The organism is Aeromonas sp. R2-2 (assembly GCF_040908355.1).
GTDB lineage: Bacteria > Pseudomonadota > Gammaproteobacteria > Enterobacterales > Aeromonadaceae > Aeromonas > Aeromonas veronii.
In genome coordinates this window covers 1-13872 of sequence record NZ_JBFODQ010000045.1, presented here as the reverse complement: position 1 = coordinate 13872, position 13872 = coordinate 1, and the positions used below count along the sequence as shown (strand labels likewise).

16 protein-coding genes and 1 pseudogene are annotated in these 13872 nt (G+C 60.8%); all 17 read left to right on the top strand.

Annotated features, from left to right (window positions below):
* Nucleotides 1-13: 13 nt before the first annotated feature.
* A complete protein-coding gene (locus AB5Z09_RS08115) occupies nucleotides 14-268 on the top strand; it encodes a chaperone NapD (protein ID WP_031227438.1) in 255 nt (84 codons plus the stop codon).
* Nucleotides 269-369: 101 nt separating this feature from the next.
* A complete protein-coding gene (gene napA, locus AB5Z09_RS08110; protein WP_338455300.1) occupies nucleotides 370-2859 on the top strand; it encodes a nitrate reductase catalytic subunit NapA in 2490 nt (829 codons plus the stop codon).
* A 16-nt stretch (nucleotides 2860-2875) separates the two neighbouring features.
* The gene (gene napG / locus AB5Z09_RS08105; RefSeq protein ID WP_368195027.1) at nucleotides 2876-3613 is read left to right on the top strand and encodes a ferredoxin-type protein NapG; all 738 of its coding nucleotides are present in this window, start codon (nucleotides 2876-2878) and stop codon (nucleotides 3611-3613) included.
* A complete protein-coding gene (gene napH / locus AB5Z09_RS08100; RefSeq protein WP_368195026.1) occupies nucleotides 3610-4485 on the top strand; it encodes a quinol dehydrogenase ferredoxin subunit NapH in 876 nt (291 codons plus the stop codon). The genes napG and napH overlap by 4 nt, the downstream gene beginning before the upstream one ends.
* Nucleotides 4485-4940 carry a nitrate reductase cytochrome c-type subunit gene (locus AB5Z09_RS08095; protein ID WP_005334452.1) on the top strand — a complete coding sequence of 152 codons (456 nt, stop codon included), beginning with the start codon at nucleotides 4485-4487 and terminating at the stop codon, nucleotides 4938-4940. The genes napH and AB5Z09_RS08095 overlap by 1 nt, the downstream gene beginning before the upstream one ends.
* Before the next feature lie 11 nt (nucleotides 4941-4951).
* A complete protein-coding gene (locus AB5Z09_RS08090; protein ID WP_107685087.1) occupies nucleotides 4952-5542 on the top strand; it encodes a cytochrome c3 family protein in 591 nt (196 codons plus the stop codon).
* A 242-nt stretch (nucleotides 5543-5784) separates the two neighbouring features.
* Nucleotides 5785-6291 carry a molybdenum cofactor biosynthesis protein B gene (moaB, locus tag AB5Z09_RS08085; protein ID WP_005344126.1) on the top strand — a complete coding sequence of 169 codons (507 nt, stop codon included), beginning with the start codon at nucleotides 5785-5787 and terminating at the stop codon, nucleotides 6289-6291.
* Nucleotides 6292-6300: 9 nt separating this feature from the next.
* Nucleotides 6301-6825, top strand: a complete 525-nt coding sequence (gene moaC, locus AB5Z09_RS08080; RefSeq protein WP_368195025.1) for a cyclic pyranopterin monophosphate synthase MoaC — start codon at nucleotides 6301-6303, stop codon at nucleotides 6823-6825.
* Nucleotides 6822-7067 (top strand): molybdopterin synthase sulfur carrier subunit, encoded by a 246-nt coding sequence (gene moaD, locus AB5Z09_RS08075; protein WP_107685090.1) that lies wholly within the window; start codon nucleotides 6822-6824, stop codon nucleotides 7065-7067. The genes moaC and moaD overlap by 4 nt, the downstream gene beginning before the upstream one ends.
* A gap of 2 nt (nucleotides 7068-7069) precedes the next feature.
* On the top strand, nucleotides 7070-7543 hold the full coding sequence (moaE, locus tag AB5Z09_RS08070; RefSeq protein ID WP_368195024.1) for a molybdopterin synthase catalytic subunit MoaE: 474 nt from the start codon (nucleotides 7070-7072) through the stop codon (nucleotides 7541-7543).
* An 87-nt stretch (nucleotides 7544-7630) separates the two neighbouring features.
* Entirely contained in the window at nucleotides 7631-8359 is a 729-nt protein-coding gene (modA, locus tag AB5Z09_RS08065; protein WP_368195023.1) for a molybdate ABC transporter substrate-binding protein, read from the top strand.
* Nucleotides 8360-8464: 105 nt separating this feature from the next.
* Nucleotides 8465-9145: a molybdate ABC transporter permease subunit gene (modB, locus tag AB5Z09_RS08060; protein WP_005353447.1), complete on the top strand. Its 681-nt coding sequence runs from the start codon at nucleotides 8465-8467 to the stop codon at nucleotides 9143-9145.
* Nucleotides 9146-9159: 14 nt separating this feature from the next.
* Nucleotides 9160-10242 (top strand): molybdenum ABC transporter ATP-binding protein, encoded by a 1083-nt coding sequence (gene modC / locus AB5Z09_RS08055; RefSeq protein WP_368195035.1) that lies wholly within the window; start codon nucleotides 9160-9162, stop codon nucleotides 10240-10242.
* A gap of 85 nt (nucleotides 10243-10327) precedes the next feature.
* On the top strand, nucleotides 10328-11104 hold the full coding sequence (locus AB5Z09_RS08050) for an alpha/beta fold hydrolase (RefSeq protein WP_368195022.1): 777 nt from the start codon (nucleotides 10328-10330) through the stop codon (nucleotides 11102-11104).
* 105 nt (nucleotides 11105-11209) lie between these two features.
* Entirely contained in the window at nucleotides 11210-12253 is a 1044-nt protein-coding gene (gene parM / locus AB5Z09_RS08045; RefSeq protein ID WP_127005731.1) for a plasmid segregation protein ParM domain-containing protein, read from the top strand.
* Nucleotides 12246-13004 (top strand): hypothetical protein, encoded by a 759-nt coding sequence (locus tag AB5Z09_RS08040; RefSeq protein WP_368195021.1) that lies wholly within the window; start codon nucleotides 12246-12248, stop codon nucleotides 13002-13004. Before parM ends, AB5Z09_RS08040 begins: the two co-directional genes overlap by 8 nt.
* A gap of 120 nt (nucleotides 13005-13124) precedes the next feature.
* A pseudogene (locus tag AB5Z09_RS08035) lies at nucleotides 13125-13872 on the top strand (IS3 family transposase); the annotation flags it as partial.

Sequence of the window (13872 nt, the reverse complement as noted above, 5' to 3'; positions counted from 1 at the left end):
CACAGAAGCCACAATGGATCAGGAGTTCCATGTATCGAGTCTGGTGGTGCTGACCCAGCCCCCTTTGCGCCATCAGCTCGCTGAGCAGATTGGCGCCCTTGAAGGGGCCGAGATCCACGCCGTCAGTGACGAGGGCAAGCTGGTCGTGACCCTGGAAGGTCCGAGCCAGCGGCCGATCATGGCGGCCATTGATGCGATACAGGCGATGCCGGGCGTGCTCTCAGCCGCCCTGATTTACCACCAGTTCGATGAACTGGGCGGTCACTGAAAAGAGTGATGGGATGCCGGGCGTGCCCTCTGCCGCTGATGGCTGGCTCCCGTTCGACAGATTCGACAACTATTACGCGATAAGCAATGCGAGGATATGCCATGAAGCTGAGTCGACGCGACTTTATGAAGGCCAACGCGGTGGCAGCTGCCGCAGCCGTGGCCGGTGTCAGTGCCCCCACGCTGGCAGCCAATCTCATCACCAGTACCGACAAGACAGCCATCCATTGGGATAAGGCTCCCTGCCGCTTCTGCGGTACCGGCTGCTCCGTGCTGGTGGGCTCTCAGGATGGTCGGGTCGTGGCGACTCAGGGCGACCCCGATGCGCCGGTCAACCGTGGCCTCAACTGCATCAAGGGCTACTTCCTCTCCAAGATCATGTACGGCCAGGATCGCCTCACCCAGCCGATGCTGCGGATGAAGAACGGCCAGTTCGACAAGGATGGCGACTTCGCCCCCATCAGCTGGGATCAGGCGTTCGACATCATGGCCGAGAAGTTCAAGGCGACCCTGAAAGAGAAGGGGCCGACCGCTGTCGGCATGTTCGGCTCCGGCCAGTGGACCGTCTGGGAAGGTTACGCTGCCGCCAAGCTGATGAAGGCCGGTTTCCGCTCCAACAACATTGACCCCAATGCCCGTCACTGCATGGCCTCTGCGGTCGTCGGCTTCATGCGTACCTTCGGCATGGACGAACCGATGGGCTGCTACGACGATATCGAGCAGGCCGATGCGTTCGTGCTGTGGGGCTCCAACATGGCCGAGATGCACCCCATCCTCTGGTCGCGGATGTCCGATCGCCGTCTCTCCAACCCGGATGTGCAGGTGCACGTGCTCTCTACCTTCGAGCACCGCAGCTTCGAGCTGGCGGACAACGGCATGGTGTTCACCCCACAGACCGACCTGGCGATCCTCAACTATGTCGCCAACTACATCATCCAGAATGACAAGGTGAACTGGGACTTCGTCAACAAGCACACCGTGTTCAAGAAGGGGGTCACCGACATCGGTTACGGCCTGCGCCCGACCGATCCGCTGCAGCAGAAAGCGAAGAACCCGGACAGCGGCGATGCCACTCCGATGACCTTCGAGGAGTTTGCCAAGTTCGTGGCGGATTACGATGTGGAGTCGGTCGCCAAGCTCTCCGGCGTCTCCAAAGAGAAGCTGGAAAAGCTGGCCAAGCTCTATGCCGATCCGGGCAAGAAGGTGGTCTCCTACTGGACCATGGGTTTCAACCAGCATACCCGTGGCGTCTGGGCTAACAACCTCTGCTACAACATCCACCTGCTGACCGGCAAGATCTCCGAGCCGGGTAATGGTCCTTTCTCACTGACCGGCCAGCCCTCTGCCTGTGGCACCGCGCGTGAAGTGGGTACCTTTGCCCACCGTCTGCCTGCCGACATGGTGGTGACCGAGCCCAAGCACCGCGCCATTGCCGAGCAGATCTGGAAACTGCCGGAGGGGACCATTCCCGACAAGGTGGGTTTCCACGCCGTGCTGCAGGATCGCATGCTCAAGGACGGCAAGCTCAACGCCTACTGGGTGATGTGCAACAACAACATGCAGGCCGGCCCCAACATGAATACCGATCGCCTGCCTGGTTATCGCGATCCGCGCAACTTCATCGTGGTCTCCGATCCGTACCCGACCGTCACGGCCCAGGCCGCTGACCTCATCCTGCCCACTGCCATGTGGGTGGAGAAAGAGGGGGCCTACGGCAACGCCGAGCGCCGCACCCAGTTCTGGCACCAGCAGGTGAAGGCACCGGAAGGGGCCAAGTCCGACTTGTGGCAGCTGATGGAGTTCTCCAAGCGCTTCAAGGTTGAGGAAGTGTGGCCGGCTGAGCTGATTGCCAAGATGCCGGAAGTGAAGGGCAAAACCCTGTTCGACGTGCTCTATGCCAACGGTCAGGTCAACCAGTTCCCGAAAGAGCAGAGCAAAGGTCTGCTGAACGACGAGGCCGAGCACTTCGGGTTCTACGTCCAGAAAGGGTTGTTCGAAGAGTACGCCACCTTCGGTCGTGGCCACGGTCACGATCTGGCTCCGTTCGATCAGTACCACGAAGCCCGTGGTCTGCGCTGGCCTGTGGTAGATGGCAAAGAGACCCTGTGGCGCTACCGTGAAGGGTTCGACCCCTATGTGAAAGCGGGCGAGGGGGTACGTTTTTATGGCAAGCCCGATGGCAAGGCGGTCATCTTCGCCCTGCCGTTCGAGCCCGCCGCCGAGTCGCCGGATAAAGAGTACGACCTGTGGCTCTCCACCGGTCGCGTGCTGGAGCACTGGCACACCGGCACCATGACCCGTCGGGTGCCCGAGCTCTATCGCGCCTTCCCGGATGCGGTGCTGTTTATGCACCCGGACGATGCCAAGGCCCGCGGCGTGCGTCGTGGTGAAGAGGTGATCGTCTCCTCCCGCCGTGGTGAGGTGAAGACCCGTGTCGAGACCCGTGGTCGCAACCGTCCGCCGAAAGGACTGGTCTTCATGCCCTTCTTTGATGCGAGCCAGCTGGTCAACAAGCTGACCCTGGACGCCACCGATCCGCTCTCGAAAGAGACCGATTACAAGAAGTGCGCCGTCAAGGTGATGAAGGCTTAAGGCGGGGGAGTACGAGATGAGTCGTAGTCGTCGCCAGTTTTTGGCCGACATGGCCAAGGGGGCCTGCGGTGTGGGCCTGCTTGGCGTGGGGCTCGGTGGTGTGGCCCGCCAGCAGGCACAAGCCGTGCCTGCCCAGGCGCTGCGTCCGCCCGCCGCTCTCGATGAAACAGAGTTCCTCGGCGCCTGCGTGCGTTGCGGGCTCTGCGTTGAGGCCTGCCCCTACGACACCCTCAAGCTCGCCCGGCTGTTTGCCCCTGTGACCACTGGCACCCCCTATTTCAAGGCGCGTGCCGTGCCCTGCGAGATGTGTGATGACATCCCTTGCGTGGTGGCCTGCCCGAGCGGGGCGCTGGATCAGCAGATGACCGACATCGATCAGGCCCGGATGGGGGTAGCAGTGCTCATCGATCACGAGACCTGTCTCAACTATCTGGGTCTGCGCTGCGATGTCTGTTATCGGGTCTGCCCGTTGATTGACAAGGCGATCACTCTTGAGCTGCAGCATAACCAGCGTACCGGCAAACACGCCATGTTCCTGCCCACGGTACACAGCGATGTCTGTACCGGCTGTGGCAAGTGCGAGCATGCCTGCGTTCTGGAGGAAGCGGCCATCAAGGTGGTGCCACGTCAGCTCGCCAAAGGTGAGCTGGGTCATCACTACCGACTCGGCTGGGAAGAGAAGGCCAAGGCGGGGAACAAGTCGCTCATCGGCGACAGGCTCACCCTGCCCACCCGCAAACCGGAGGGGTTATGAGTCGTTATCCGGGGGAAGATGCTCGCATCAAGCTGGGGTGGTGGCGTTCCCACCGCTTCCTGTTGCTGCGTCGGCTGAGTCAGTTCAGCGTGCTCGGGCTGTTTTTGCTGGGGCCGTTGGCGGGTATCTGGATCCTCAAGGGCAACCTCTCCAGCTCGCTGTTGCTGGAGACGGTGCCGCTGACCGATCCCCTCACGCTGTTGCAGTCGCTGGCGGCGGGTCACTGGCCCATCACCACCCTCTGGCTGGGGGCTGCCATTGTGCTGGCCGGTTACTGGCTGGTCGGTGGGCGGGTGTTCTGCTCCTGGGTCTGTCCGGTCAACCTCATCACGGATGCCGCAGCCTGGCTCAGGGGGCGCCTTGGCCTCAAGGGTAATGGCCAGTTCAGCCGTGCGACCCGCTACTGGCTGCTGGCCATGGTGCTGGTGTTGCCAGCGGTGGTCGGGGTGATGGCGTGGGAGTTGGTCAATCCGGTGTCGCTCGCCATGCGCGGTCTGCTGTTGGGCATGGGGGCGGGCTGGGCCCTGCTTGCAGCGCTGTTCCTGTTCGATCTTTTCGTGGTTGAGCGGGGTTGGTGCGGTCATCTCTGTCCGGTGGGGGCCTTCTATGCCCTGGTCAACCGGGTCGGATTTATCAAGATTTCTGCCAAGGGGCGCGAGCGGTGCAACAACTGCATGGATTGTTATGCGGTCTGCCCGGAGCGCCCCATCCTGCGCGGGCCTGTTCATGGTGCCAAGCGCGGTCACGGGCCCTTGATTGCGGCTCAGGAGTGTACCAACTGTGGCCGCTGCATCGATGTCTGCGCGGAACAAGTTTTTGAAATCACTGTAGGTTTTGCCGTCAAGGCAGAAAAAACGTCGGAGAACAAATAATGAAAAAGCTGATTGGAGCAATGCTGGCCTGCCTGATGGCGGGATCCTTGATGGCAGCGGCCCCCGAGATCACCAACAGTACCGGTGGCCTCAAGTCCGAGCGTGGCGCCACCGATCTGGTGACCGATGCCACCGCCGCGCCCCTGAAAAACTTCCGCAAGGATGGCGCGCCCTATGATCGCCAGTACATGCATCAGCCGCCGCTGATCCCCCACGACATTCGCAACTACGAGGTGGATACCAAGGTCAACAAGTGTCTGGCTTGCCACAGCTTCAAGAATGCCAGCGCCATGAAGGCCCCCAAGATCAGCCCGACTCACTTCGAGACCCGCGACGGCCTGACCCTGGGTGAAGTGTCGCCGCGTCGCTACTTCTGCCTGCAGTGCCATGTGCCGCAAGCGGATGCCAAGCCGTTGGTGGAAAATACCTTTAAACCGGTTGAAGCGCTGAACTGAGGAATCCATAGATGAAATTACCCGGCTTTATCCAGCGTCTGTGGACCACCTTCAAGTCACCGTCGAAGGCGGCTCTCTGGGTCATTCTGCTGATGGGCTTCTTTGGCGGCGTGATCTTCTGGGGCGGTTTCAATACTGCCATGGAAGCGTCCAACACCGAGGCCTTCTGCACCAGCTGTCACGAGATGAAGGACAACGTGTACGAGGAGTACCGCGATACCATCCACTACGCCAACCGCTCCGGCGTGCGGGCCAGCTGCCCGGATTGCCACGTGCCCCATGAGTGGACCTACAAGATCATCCGCAAGGTGCAGGCTTCCAAGGAGTTGTGGGGCATGATCACCGGCAAGGTGGATACCCGCGAGAAGTTCGAGTCGCACCGACGCGAGATGGCGGAGCGGGAGTGGCAGCGGATGAAAGAGACCGATTCGCGCGAGTGCCGCAACTGCCACAACTTCGAGTACATGGACTTCTCCCTGCAGGGGCAGCGTGCCGCCAAGATGCACTCTACCAATCTGGCCAGTGGTGAAAGTACCTGCATCGACTGTCACAAGGGGATAGCTCACCAGCTGCCCGACATGACCGGGGTGAAAGGGTTCTGATCCTGCGACGACAGGCCGGGTTTGCCCGGCCTGCGTTTTGTTCATATATGGGACAAGCATCAGATTTGTGTGTCTTTTAAATCCCATATCTCGTGAAACCTTTGATAGAATCAGCCCGCCGTCACACGCTTGAGCAAGTTGGTCACCTCTGTCTGCGTCCGTTTTTGCGCCCTGACAGCTGGCCTCTCATACCCCTTCTCTTCCTGCCTCGTTGACGGCCCATAGCCACAAGGAGCTGCCCGATGGGACAGAAACACAACGCATTTATTCCCCTCAAGATCGCCGTGCTGACGGTCTCCGACAGCCGCACTGCCGCCGATGACAGCTCAGGCGACTATCTGGTCTCGGCCCTTACCGACGCGGGCCATCAGCTGGCCGATCGGGCGCTCTGCCCGGACAACCTGTTTCGCATCCGGGCGCGGGTGAGCGAGTGGATCGCCGATGAGGGGGTGCAGGTGGTACTGATTAACGGCGGTACCGGCTTCAATGAACAGAACCGGGTACCGGAAGCGGTCGGTGTGCTGTTCGAGCGCACCGTACAGGGTTTTGGCGAGATGTTCCGTCAACTCTCTTTTGCCGAGATTAAAGGCTCCGCCATGCAGAGCCGTGCGCTGGCGGGACTCGCCAATCGCACCCTGATCTGCTGTCTGCCCGGCTCCACCGGCGCTTGCCAGCTGGGTTGGGAGCAACTGATCCGCGATCAGCTCGATGCCCGCACCAAGCCGTGCAACTTTGTCTCCCACCTCTGAGAGCAAGCGATGAACCAGACCGATCCCAAGCAGACCCAGCCCAACCTGACGCATCTGAACCAGAGCGGCGAAGCCCATATGGTGGATGTGACCGACAAGCAGGTGACCGAGCGTGAAGCCCGTGCCGAGGCGTTTGTTGCCATGGCCCCCGAGACGCTGGCGCTGATCCTGAGCGGCCAGCACCACAAGGGTGACGTGTTCGCCACCGCCCGCATCGCCGGCATCATGGCCGCCAAGAAGACCTCCGATCTGATCCCCCTCTGCCATCCGCTGGCCTTGACCAAAGTCGAGGTGGAGATAGTGCCGCTGCCCGAGCAGAATCGGGTGCATATCCGCACTATCTGCAAGCTCTCCGGCAAGACCGGGGTGGAGATGGAGGCGCTGACGGCGGCATCTGTTGCGGCGTTGACCATCTACGACATGTGCAAGGCGGTGCAAAAGGACATGGTGATCGAACAGGTGCGGCTGGTAGAGAAAAAAGGCGGCAAGTCTGGCCATTTTCAGTTGGGCTCAACGAGTGGGGAACAAGCATGATCAAGGTACTGTTTTTTGCGCAAGTAAGAGAGCTGGTAGCGTGTGACGAGCTGAACCTGCCGTGCGACTACGCCACCGCCGAACAACTGCGCGCGGCGCTCTGTGAGCGCGGCGACAAGTGGGCGCTGGCGCTGGAAGCAGGCAAGCTGCTGGTGGCGGTCAACCAGACCCTGGTGCCCCTCGATACCCCCATCAATGATGGCGATGAGGTGGCCTTCTTCCCGCCGGTGACCGGAGGTTAAGGATGAGCGAGGCAACCATGACCGATCGCATTCTGGTCCAGCGGGAGGATTTCTCGCTGGCGGACGAATATGCCCGTCTCGCCACCCGCCCCGACAGTGGCGCCATCGTCACCTTCGTTGGCAAGGTTCGCGACTTCAATCAGGGGGAGGAAGTGAAGGGGTTGGCCCTCGAGCACTACCCCGGTATGACCGAGAAGGCGCTGGCCGATATCGTGCAGGAGGCCCGTCGCCGCTGGCCGCTGCAGGAGTGTACCCTCATTCATCGTATCGGCGAGTTGTGGCTTGGCGATCAGATCGTGCTGGTGGCGGTGAGTAGTGCCCACCGCGACGCAGCCTTTGATGCCTGTCGCTTCATCATGGATTTCTTGAAAACCCGGGCACCGTTCTGGAAAAAAGAGCTGACTGCCGAGGGTGTGCAACGCTGGGTCGAGGCCAAGGAGAGCGACAACGCCGCCGCTGCCCGCTGGCAAGCCTGACCTGTTCATCACGAGGGGCGCAGGTTCAACGGGAACCACGGCCCCGCCAAGGGGCGCGGATGTGCGGGCCCCATCAGGAGAAAGGGAATGAAACCGCTGTTATCTGTTGTCATCGCCGGCGTCTGCGCCGCCACCTTGCATACCGGTGCCGTGCAGGCTGATGAAGTGAAGGTGGCTGTGGCTGCCAACTTCAAGGGAACCATCGAGCGTATTGGCAAGGAGTTTACCGCCAAGACCGGCCACACCCTGGCTATCTCGTCTGCCGCCACCGGAGTGCTCTACACCCAGATCAGTCACGGCGCACCGTTCGATCTCTTCCTCTCCGCCGATGCGGCGACCCCCGAGAAGCTGGAAAAAGAGGGCAAGGGGAGCGATCGCTTCACCTACGCCATCGGCCAGCTGGGGCTGTGGAAGAAAGGAGGGCCGGCCCCTGACGAGGCGACCCTGCGCAGCTGGAAAGGCAACCTCGCCATCGCCAATGCCCGTACCGCCCCCTATGGTGCTGCCGCCATGGCGACCCTCACCCATCTCAAAATCGATCCCAAGCAGTACCGGTTGCTGACCGGCGCCAACATCGGCCAGACCTGGCAATTTGTCGACACCGGCAATGCCGAGCTGGGCTTTGTCGCCTGGGCCAATCTGGTGGAAGCGGGCAAGACCACCGAAGCCTGGGCAGTGCCTGCCGACTTCTATCCGCCCATCGAACAGCAGGGGCTGGTATTGAAGAAAGGCGCCGCGGTCGAGGCGCTGGTCGCCTGGCTCAAGGGGCCGGGTCAGGCGCAGATCAAGGCTGCGGGCTATGCCTTGCCCCAATAAGAGGTTGACGCAATACCCTGAGTGGTCGGCCTTCGGGTCGGCCACTCTTTGCAATAAGGATGGAGACCATGCCGTTGGAGGCATTTATCAACCGGGAGGTCGGCAATGAGTGAAGGGGATCTGCTGGCGGTCTGGCTCACTCTGAAGCTTGCGGCCAGTACCACAGCGATTTTGCTGTTGCTGGCTCCGCCGCTGGCCTGGTGGCTGTCGCGCAGTCAGAATCGGCTGCGGCCGCTGGTGGAGGCGCTGGTGGCGCTGCCGCTGGTGCTGCCCCCCACAGTGCTGGGTTTTTATCTGCTGCTCGCCTTCTCCCCTGAATATGGCTTCGGCGCCTGGTGGCGCGACACCTTTGGTGCCCCTCTTGCCTTCAGCTTTCTCGGCCTGCTGTTTGCCTCCATCCTCTATTCGCTGCCGTTCGTGGTGCAGCCGCTCACCTCCGCCTTCGTCAACATGGGCAACAAGGAATTGGAGGCCGCCGCTACTTTGGGGCTTGGCCCACTGGAGCGCTTCTTCCACATCATCTTGCCGATGACCCTGCCCAGCTTTGTGATGGCGGCGGCGCTCGGCTTTGCCCACACCCTGGGGGAGTTTGGCGTAGTGCTGATGATTGGCGGCAATATCCCCGGCGAGACCCAGGTGCTCTCCATCGCCTTGTTTGATCATGTGGAGGCGATGGATTACCAGAACGCCCATATTCTGGCGGGCGGCTTGATGGCCTTCTCGCTGGTGATGCTGGTGCTGGTCTATGGTGTGCTGCAGCGCAGACAGCGGAGAGTGTTTGGATGAACCAGCCCGCCACTATGCCGCCAGTGAACGAGCCGCACCGCCATGCCCTGAACCTCTATGTTCGGCGCGAGTTTGACCCCTTTACCCTCGATTGCGCACTGACCCTCGAGCTGGGGGGGATCCTCGGCCTGTTCGGCCCCTCCGGCTGCGGCAAGAGCACACTGCTGCGCATCATCGCCGGACTCGATCGCCGAAGCGGGGATCGCTTGCGGTGGCGCGATCGGGAGTATGCTCAACTTCTGCCCGAAGCGCGCCGGATCGGGCTGGTGTTTCAGGACTCGCGCCTCTTCCCCCATCTGACGGTGCTCGGCAATCTGCAACTGGCGGCCCGCAAGGGGCGAGGGCGCTGGCAGCCCGAAGCGCTGGCGGCTCGGCTCGGTTTTGCCGATCTGCTGGGGCTGCCTGCCCATGCCCTCTCTGGCGGTCAACGCCAGCGGGTAGCGCTGGGGCGGGCGCTGCTGGCCGAGCCTGATCTGCTGCTGCTCGATGAGCCTTTTTCTGCGCTCGATCGGCGCAGCCGCATCCATCAGGCCCATGTGCTCAAGGGGTTGCAGCAGGAGAGCGGTATCCCGATGATCTTCGTCAGCCACGCCATGGAGGAGGTGAGCCTGCTCTGCGATCAGCTGGTGCTGCTGGAAAGTGGCAGGGTGGAGGCGCAAGGCCGGCCGAGCGAGATTTTCGCCCGCACCGATCTCTCGCTCGCCAGCCGTGACGATGCCGGGGTGATGCTGGATGCGACCCTCTCTCACTACGATGAAGGGGAGCAGATGGCGACCCTGCAGCTTGGTGAGCAGCAGTTGCGGGTCACCATGACCCATGTGCCGGACGAGAGTGGCCCTTTGCAGATCAAGGTGGCGGGGCGCGATGTGGTGATCGCCACCGCCCCCATCGAGCACTCCAGTCTCTCCAACTGTCTCGTCACCCGTCTGCTGGCGGTGCGCGAGGTGCGCCCCGGCCAGACCCTGTTGCAGTTGGCGCTGGGTGAGCAGATACTGCTGGCCCGGATCACCAGCCGCTCCGCCAGGCGGCTGGCGCTGGCGCCGGAGCAGCAGATCTACGCTTATATCAAGGCGGTGAGTCTGGTCAGCGAAGGCTGATTGGGCGCCGTGCCGTGGCAGGATAACCACGGGCAACATAACAACAAGAGATGGTTCAGGTGATGAGTCGAGAGGCAATACACTGATGCGCCGCAATCAGGTGATGAAATTCAACGGTCTTGCCCTGCGCAGTGCGGGGGAGGGCCCCTTGCTGTTGCTGCTGCACGGGCTGGGCTCCTCCAGCCTCGACTGGCAGGCGCAGATCGAACGGTTTTCCGAACACTACCGGGTGGTGGCGCTGGACTTGCGCGGCCACGGCCAGAGCATGCTGGAGGGGCCGTTCGATGTGGCGACCCTGGCAGCCGATGTGGTGAACTGGCTCGACGCACAGCCAGAACCCGCCTGGGTCGTGGGATTGTCGCTGGGGGCCATGGTAGCGCTGGAGCTGGCGCTGCAACTGCCCCACAAGGTGCAGGGGCTGGTGCTGGTCAACGGTTTTAGCGAGTTTCTGCTGGATACACCCAAAGAGCAGGAGCGTTACGCCCAGCGCCTCAAGTGGCTGCGCTGGTTTGGCATGCGCCCGCTCGCCTGGTGGCTGGGACGCGAGCTCTTCCCGGGCCCGGATCTGGCACAGGTGCGCCACACCTTCCGGCTGCGTTTCGTGCGCAATAAAAAGAAAACCTACAAGGCGCTGCTGGAGGCGTTACCCGGCTGGTCGGTACGGGCCCGGCTCGGCGCTATCTGGCAGCCGGTGGCCATCATCTCCACCAGTCATGACTACCTGCCGCTGGCGAAACGGGTAGAGCAGTTTGCCGCCCTGCCCAACGCCACCATCCACACTCCCAACGGCCACCACGCCTGGCCCGCGGAAGATCCTTCCGGATTTAATCATTTGCTTCACCGGATTTTAGAAACCCATTAAACTTGTCGCCCTTTTACCCCGTGTATCTATTGGTTCGATCGCCTTGCCAAAGGCATAAGGCAAGGCAATCGGACCCATTTCTGATCTATTAACAGGTGTTTCCTCATGTCTGAAGTAATGAAAATGGCCATCGATGATGGCTCGACCAACGTCAAGGTGAGCTGGATTGAGAACAAGGTGCTCAAGACCATCATCTCTCCCAACTCCTTTCGCAAGGACTGGAAGAGCGCCGCATTGCGTAAAGACAAGAAGATCTACAACTACGAGATAGGTAACACCAAGTACACCTACGACGCGACCTCCGACAAGTCTCTGGCTACCACCCATGTGGAGTACCAGTATGACGATCTCAACCTGCTCTCCGTGCATCATGCCCTGTTGCAGACCGGTGTGACGCCGTGCGATGTCGCCATCACCGTAACCCTGCCCATCACCGAGTTTTACAACCCGGACGATTGCCAGCGTAACGAAGAGAAGATCGAGAAGAAACGCCGCAACCTGATGCGTCCGATCACCCTTAACAAGGGCGAGCTGTTCAATATCGTCAGTGTCGAAGTGATGCCGGAGAGTCTGCCTGCTGCGCTCTCCCGTCTGATTGGTTCAGGCTGCAACGAGTTCACCAAGACTCTGGTGATCGACTGTGGCGGCACCACTCTGGATATGGGGATCATCGTCGGTGAGTTTGATGATGTCTCCGATGTCTACGGTAACAACGAGATCGGTGTCTCCATGGTGACCGACGCTACCCGCAAGGCACTGGCCGCAGCAGACAGCGACTCCAGCTATCTGGTGGCCAACGAGTTTATCAAGCGTCGTCACGACATGAGCTTTGTACGCGATGTGGTGAACGACGAGAGCCAGATCCCCAAGATCCTCGAGAAGATGCAAAACAAGATCGACGAGCTGGGCACTCAGGTTGCACATGAAGCGAAGAAGTTCGCCAAGAACCCGAACCGTGTCTATCTGGTCGGTGGCGGCGCATCCCTGATTTATGAAGCGATCAAGGCGGCCTATCCCACCCTGGGTGACCGTGTCGAGCTGCTGGACGATGCCCAGTCCGCGCTGGCTCGTGAAATCTGCCTCTACACCACGGAAGAGGATGAAGTCTATCGCGAAGCGCCTGTGATGGCCGAGGTTGACGATGAGTAGTCAACTCAAGCGCATGACCTTCTCCATCTACATGGATCCGGGTGCGCTGGAGTCTGATCGCTATGCGGTCGGGGTATTGCAGAACTGGTATCAACGGGCGCGAAAGATCCAGGAGGGCACCGAGGAGTTTGACTTCTCCAAGAGCCGTTTCCACAAGGATATCTATCTTTCCGGCATGTTCATGTACGTGCTGGCGCCCAACCTCTGCAAAGCGATTGCCAATGCGCTGGGGCCGGAGCAGGTGAGCATGACCACCCTGCGTCATGCCTTTGCCAGCTGTGGTTTCAATCTGGGGGAGGTCGCTGGCGAGGCGCAGCCTGCCGCAGATGTGATGATCGACGAGATTGTGGCCAGGCTCGCACCTCAGTTGGGGCAGAGTGATACCACATCCCTGGTGGACGAGATTGTCAGCCGGCTTGGCGAGCAGCAACCCGCCGAGATGTGGGATGAACTCAGACAGGGACTGCCTGCAGCGCTGGATCATGACCAGCTGGCCGAAGCCATCGCTGGCAAGCTGCCATCAGCAGGGGCCGAGCAGGATCTGGCTCCCCTTGCCAGCAGTATCCAGCTGCTCTCTCGCCAACTGGAAGAGCAATCCCGGCTGATCCGCGAGCAGTACAGATTGATCCAGCGACTGGCCAGTGCCCCCGCTCGACAGAGTGCGGTTGGCACGGAGGCAGAGCCTTTGATCGAGGATCTCTCGAGTCAGGTCGCGAATATGAAAAAGGTCAAAGCCAAGGGGATCTTCTGATCCCCGATACCGTTGCTAAATCGGAATAAAAAAGCCGAACCACAGGGTTCGGCTTTTTTGATCCCGTTGTCCCGTCCTGAATATGGTTTACACCTTTCCCCCCAATAAATGGAGAACCCGATGGGACAAGGTGTGAAACGGACACAGCGCGATTACTCGCTGACTTTTAAACTGGCGCTGGTCGAGCAGATTGAAAAAGGCGAGCTCAGTTGCCAGCAAGCACAAGCCCGATATGGCATTCAGGGCAATTCGACCATTCTGGTATGGTTGCGTAAACATGGTCGGCAAGATTGGAGCCAGGGGGCTTCTGTTCGTGCCGGCAGGAGCATCACCATGCCAGACCCCGACAACCAGACGCCCGAACAGCGTATCAAGGAACTCGAGCAGCAGCTGGCGCTGATGAGTCAGAAGGCCCAGTTCTTTGAGGCCGTCGTCGATGTACTGAAGAATGACTACGGCGTCTCCATCGTAAAAAAGCGACCCAGCAAGTCCTCTCGCAGCGGCAAGTCGAGAGGCTGAGCATTGTCAGGGCTTGCCTGTTTCTGGGGATAAGCCGGCAGGCTTACTACAAGCGCAATCGGGTCGCCGACGAGCGCCATGCACAGGGATGGCAGGTGGTGCGCTTCGTGCGTCAGGTTCGACTGCGACAACCGCGGGTGGGCACTCGCAAGCTGCATTATCTGCTGCAGGGTCAGGATGATGACGGGCTCAAGGTAGGGCGGGACAGGCTGTTTCGGATATTGGCCGAGCACCGCTTGCTGGTGCCACCCAGACGGGCGTATCACAAGACCACCCACAGTTTTCACCGTTTCTACCGTCATCCCAACTTGCTCAAGGCGGGGCCAGAGCAGGTCACGCCGGTGGCCCC

Excerpts from the sequence above, each read along its gene's own strand:
- napA (WP_338455300.1), top strand. The coding sequence starts at position 370 with ATGAAGCTGAGTCGACGCGACTTTATGAAGGCCAACGCGGTGGCAGCT.
- modC (WP_368195035.1), top strand. The coding sequence starts at position 9,160 with ATGCCGCCAGTGAACGAGCCGCACCGCCATGCCCTGAACCTCTATGTT.
- modA (WP_368195023.1), top strand. The coding sequence starts at position 7,631 with ATGAAACCGCTGTTATCTGTTGTCATCGCCGGCGTCTGCGCCGCCACC.
- AB5Z09_RS08050 (WP_368195022.1), top strand. The coding sequence starts at position 10,328 with ATGCGCCGCAATCAGGTGATGAAATTCAACGGTCTTGCCCTGCGCAGT.
- moaC (WP_368195025.1), top strand. The coding sequence starts at position 6,301 with ATGAACCAGACCGATCCCAAGCAGACCCAGCCCAACCTGACGCATCTG.
- moaE (WP_368195024.1), top strand. The coding sequence starts at position 7,070 with ATGAGCGAGGCAACCATGACCGATCGCATTCTGGTCCAGCGGGAGGAT.
- napG (WP_368195027.1), top strand. The coding sequence starts at position 2,876 with ATGAGTCGTAGTCGTCGCCAGTTTTTGGCCGACATGGCCAAGGGGGCC.
- AB5Z09_RS08040 (WP_368195021.1), top strand. The coding sequence starts at position 12,246 with ATGAGTAGTCAACTCAAGCGCATGACCTTCTCCATCTACATGGATCCG.
- modB (WP_005353447.1), top strand. The coding sequence starts at position 8,465 with ATGAGTGAAGGGGATCTGCTGGCGGTCTGGCTCACTCTGAAGCTTGCG.
- moaD (WP_107685090.1), top strand. The coding sequence starts at position 6,822 with ATGATCAAGGTACTGTTTTTTGCGCAAGTAAGAGAGCTGGTAGCGTGT.
- moaB (WP_005344126.1), top strand. The coding sequence starts at position 5,785 with ATGGGACAGAAACACAACGCATTTATTCCCCTCAAGATCGCCGTGCTG.
- AB5Z09_RS08115 (WP_031227438.1), top strand. The coding sequence starts at position 14 with ATGGATCAGGAGTTCCATGTATCGAGTCTGGTGGTGCTGACCCAGCCC.
- AB5Z09_RS08095 (WP_005334452.1), top strand. The coding sequence starts at position 4,485 with ATGAAAAAGCTGATTGGAGCAATGCTGGCCTGCCTGATGGCGGGATCC.
- parM (WP_127005731.1), top strand. The coding sequence starts at position 11,210 with ATGTCTGAAGTAATGAAAATGGCCATCGATGATGGCTCGACCAACGTC.
- AB5Z09_RS08090 (WP_107685087.1), top strand. The coding sequence starts at position 4,952 with ATGAAATTACCCGGCTTTATCCAGCGTCTGTGGACCACCTTCAAGTCA.
- napH (WP_368195026.1), top strand. The coding sequence starts at position 3,610 with ATGAGTCGTTATCCGGGGGAAGATGCTCGCATCAAGCTGGGGTGGTGG.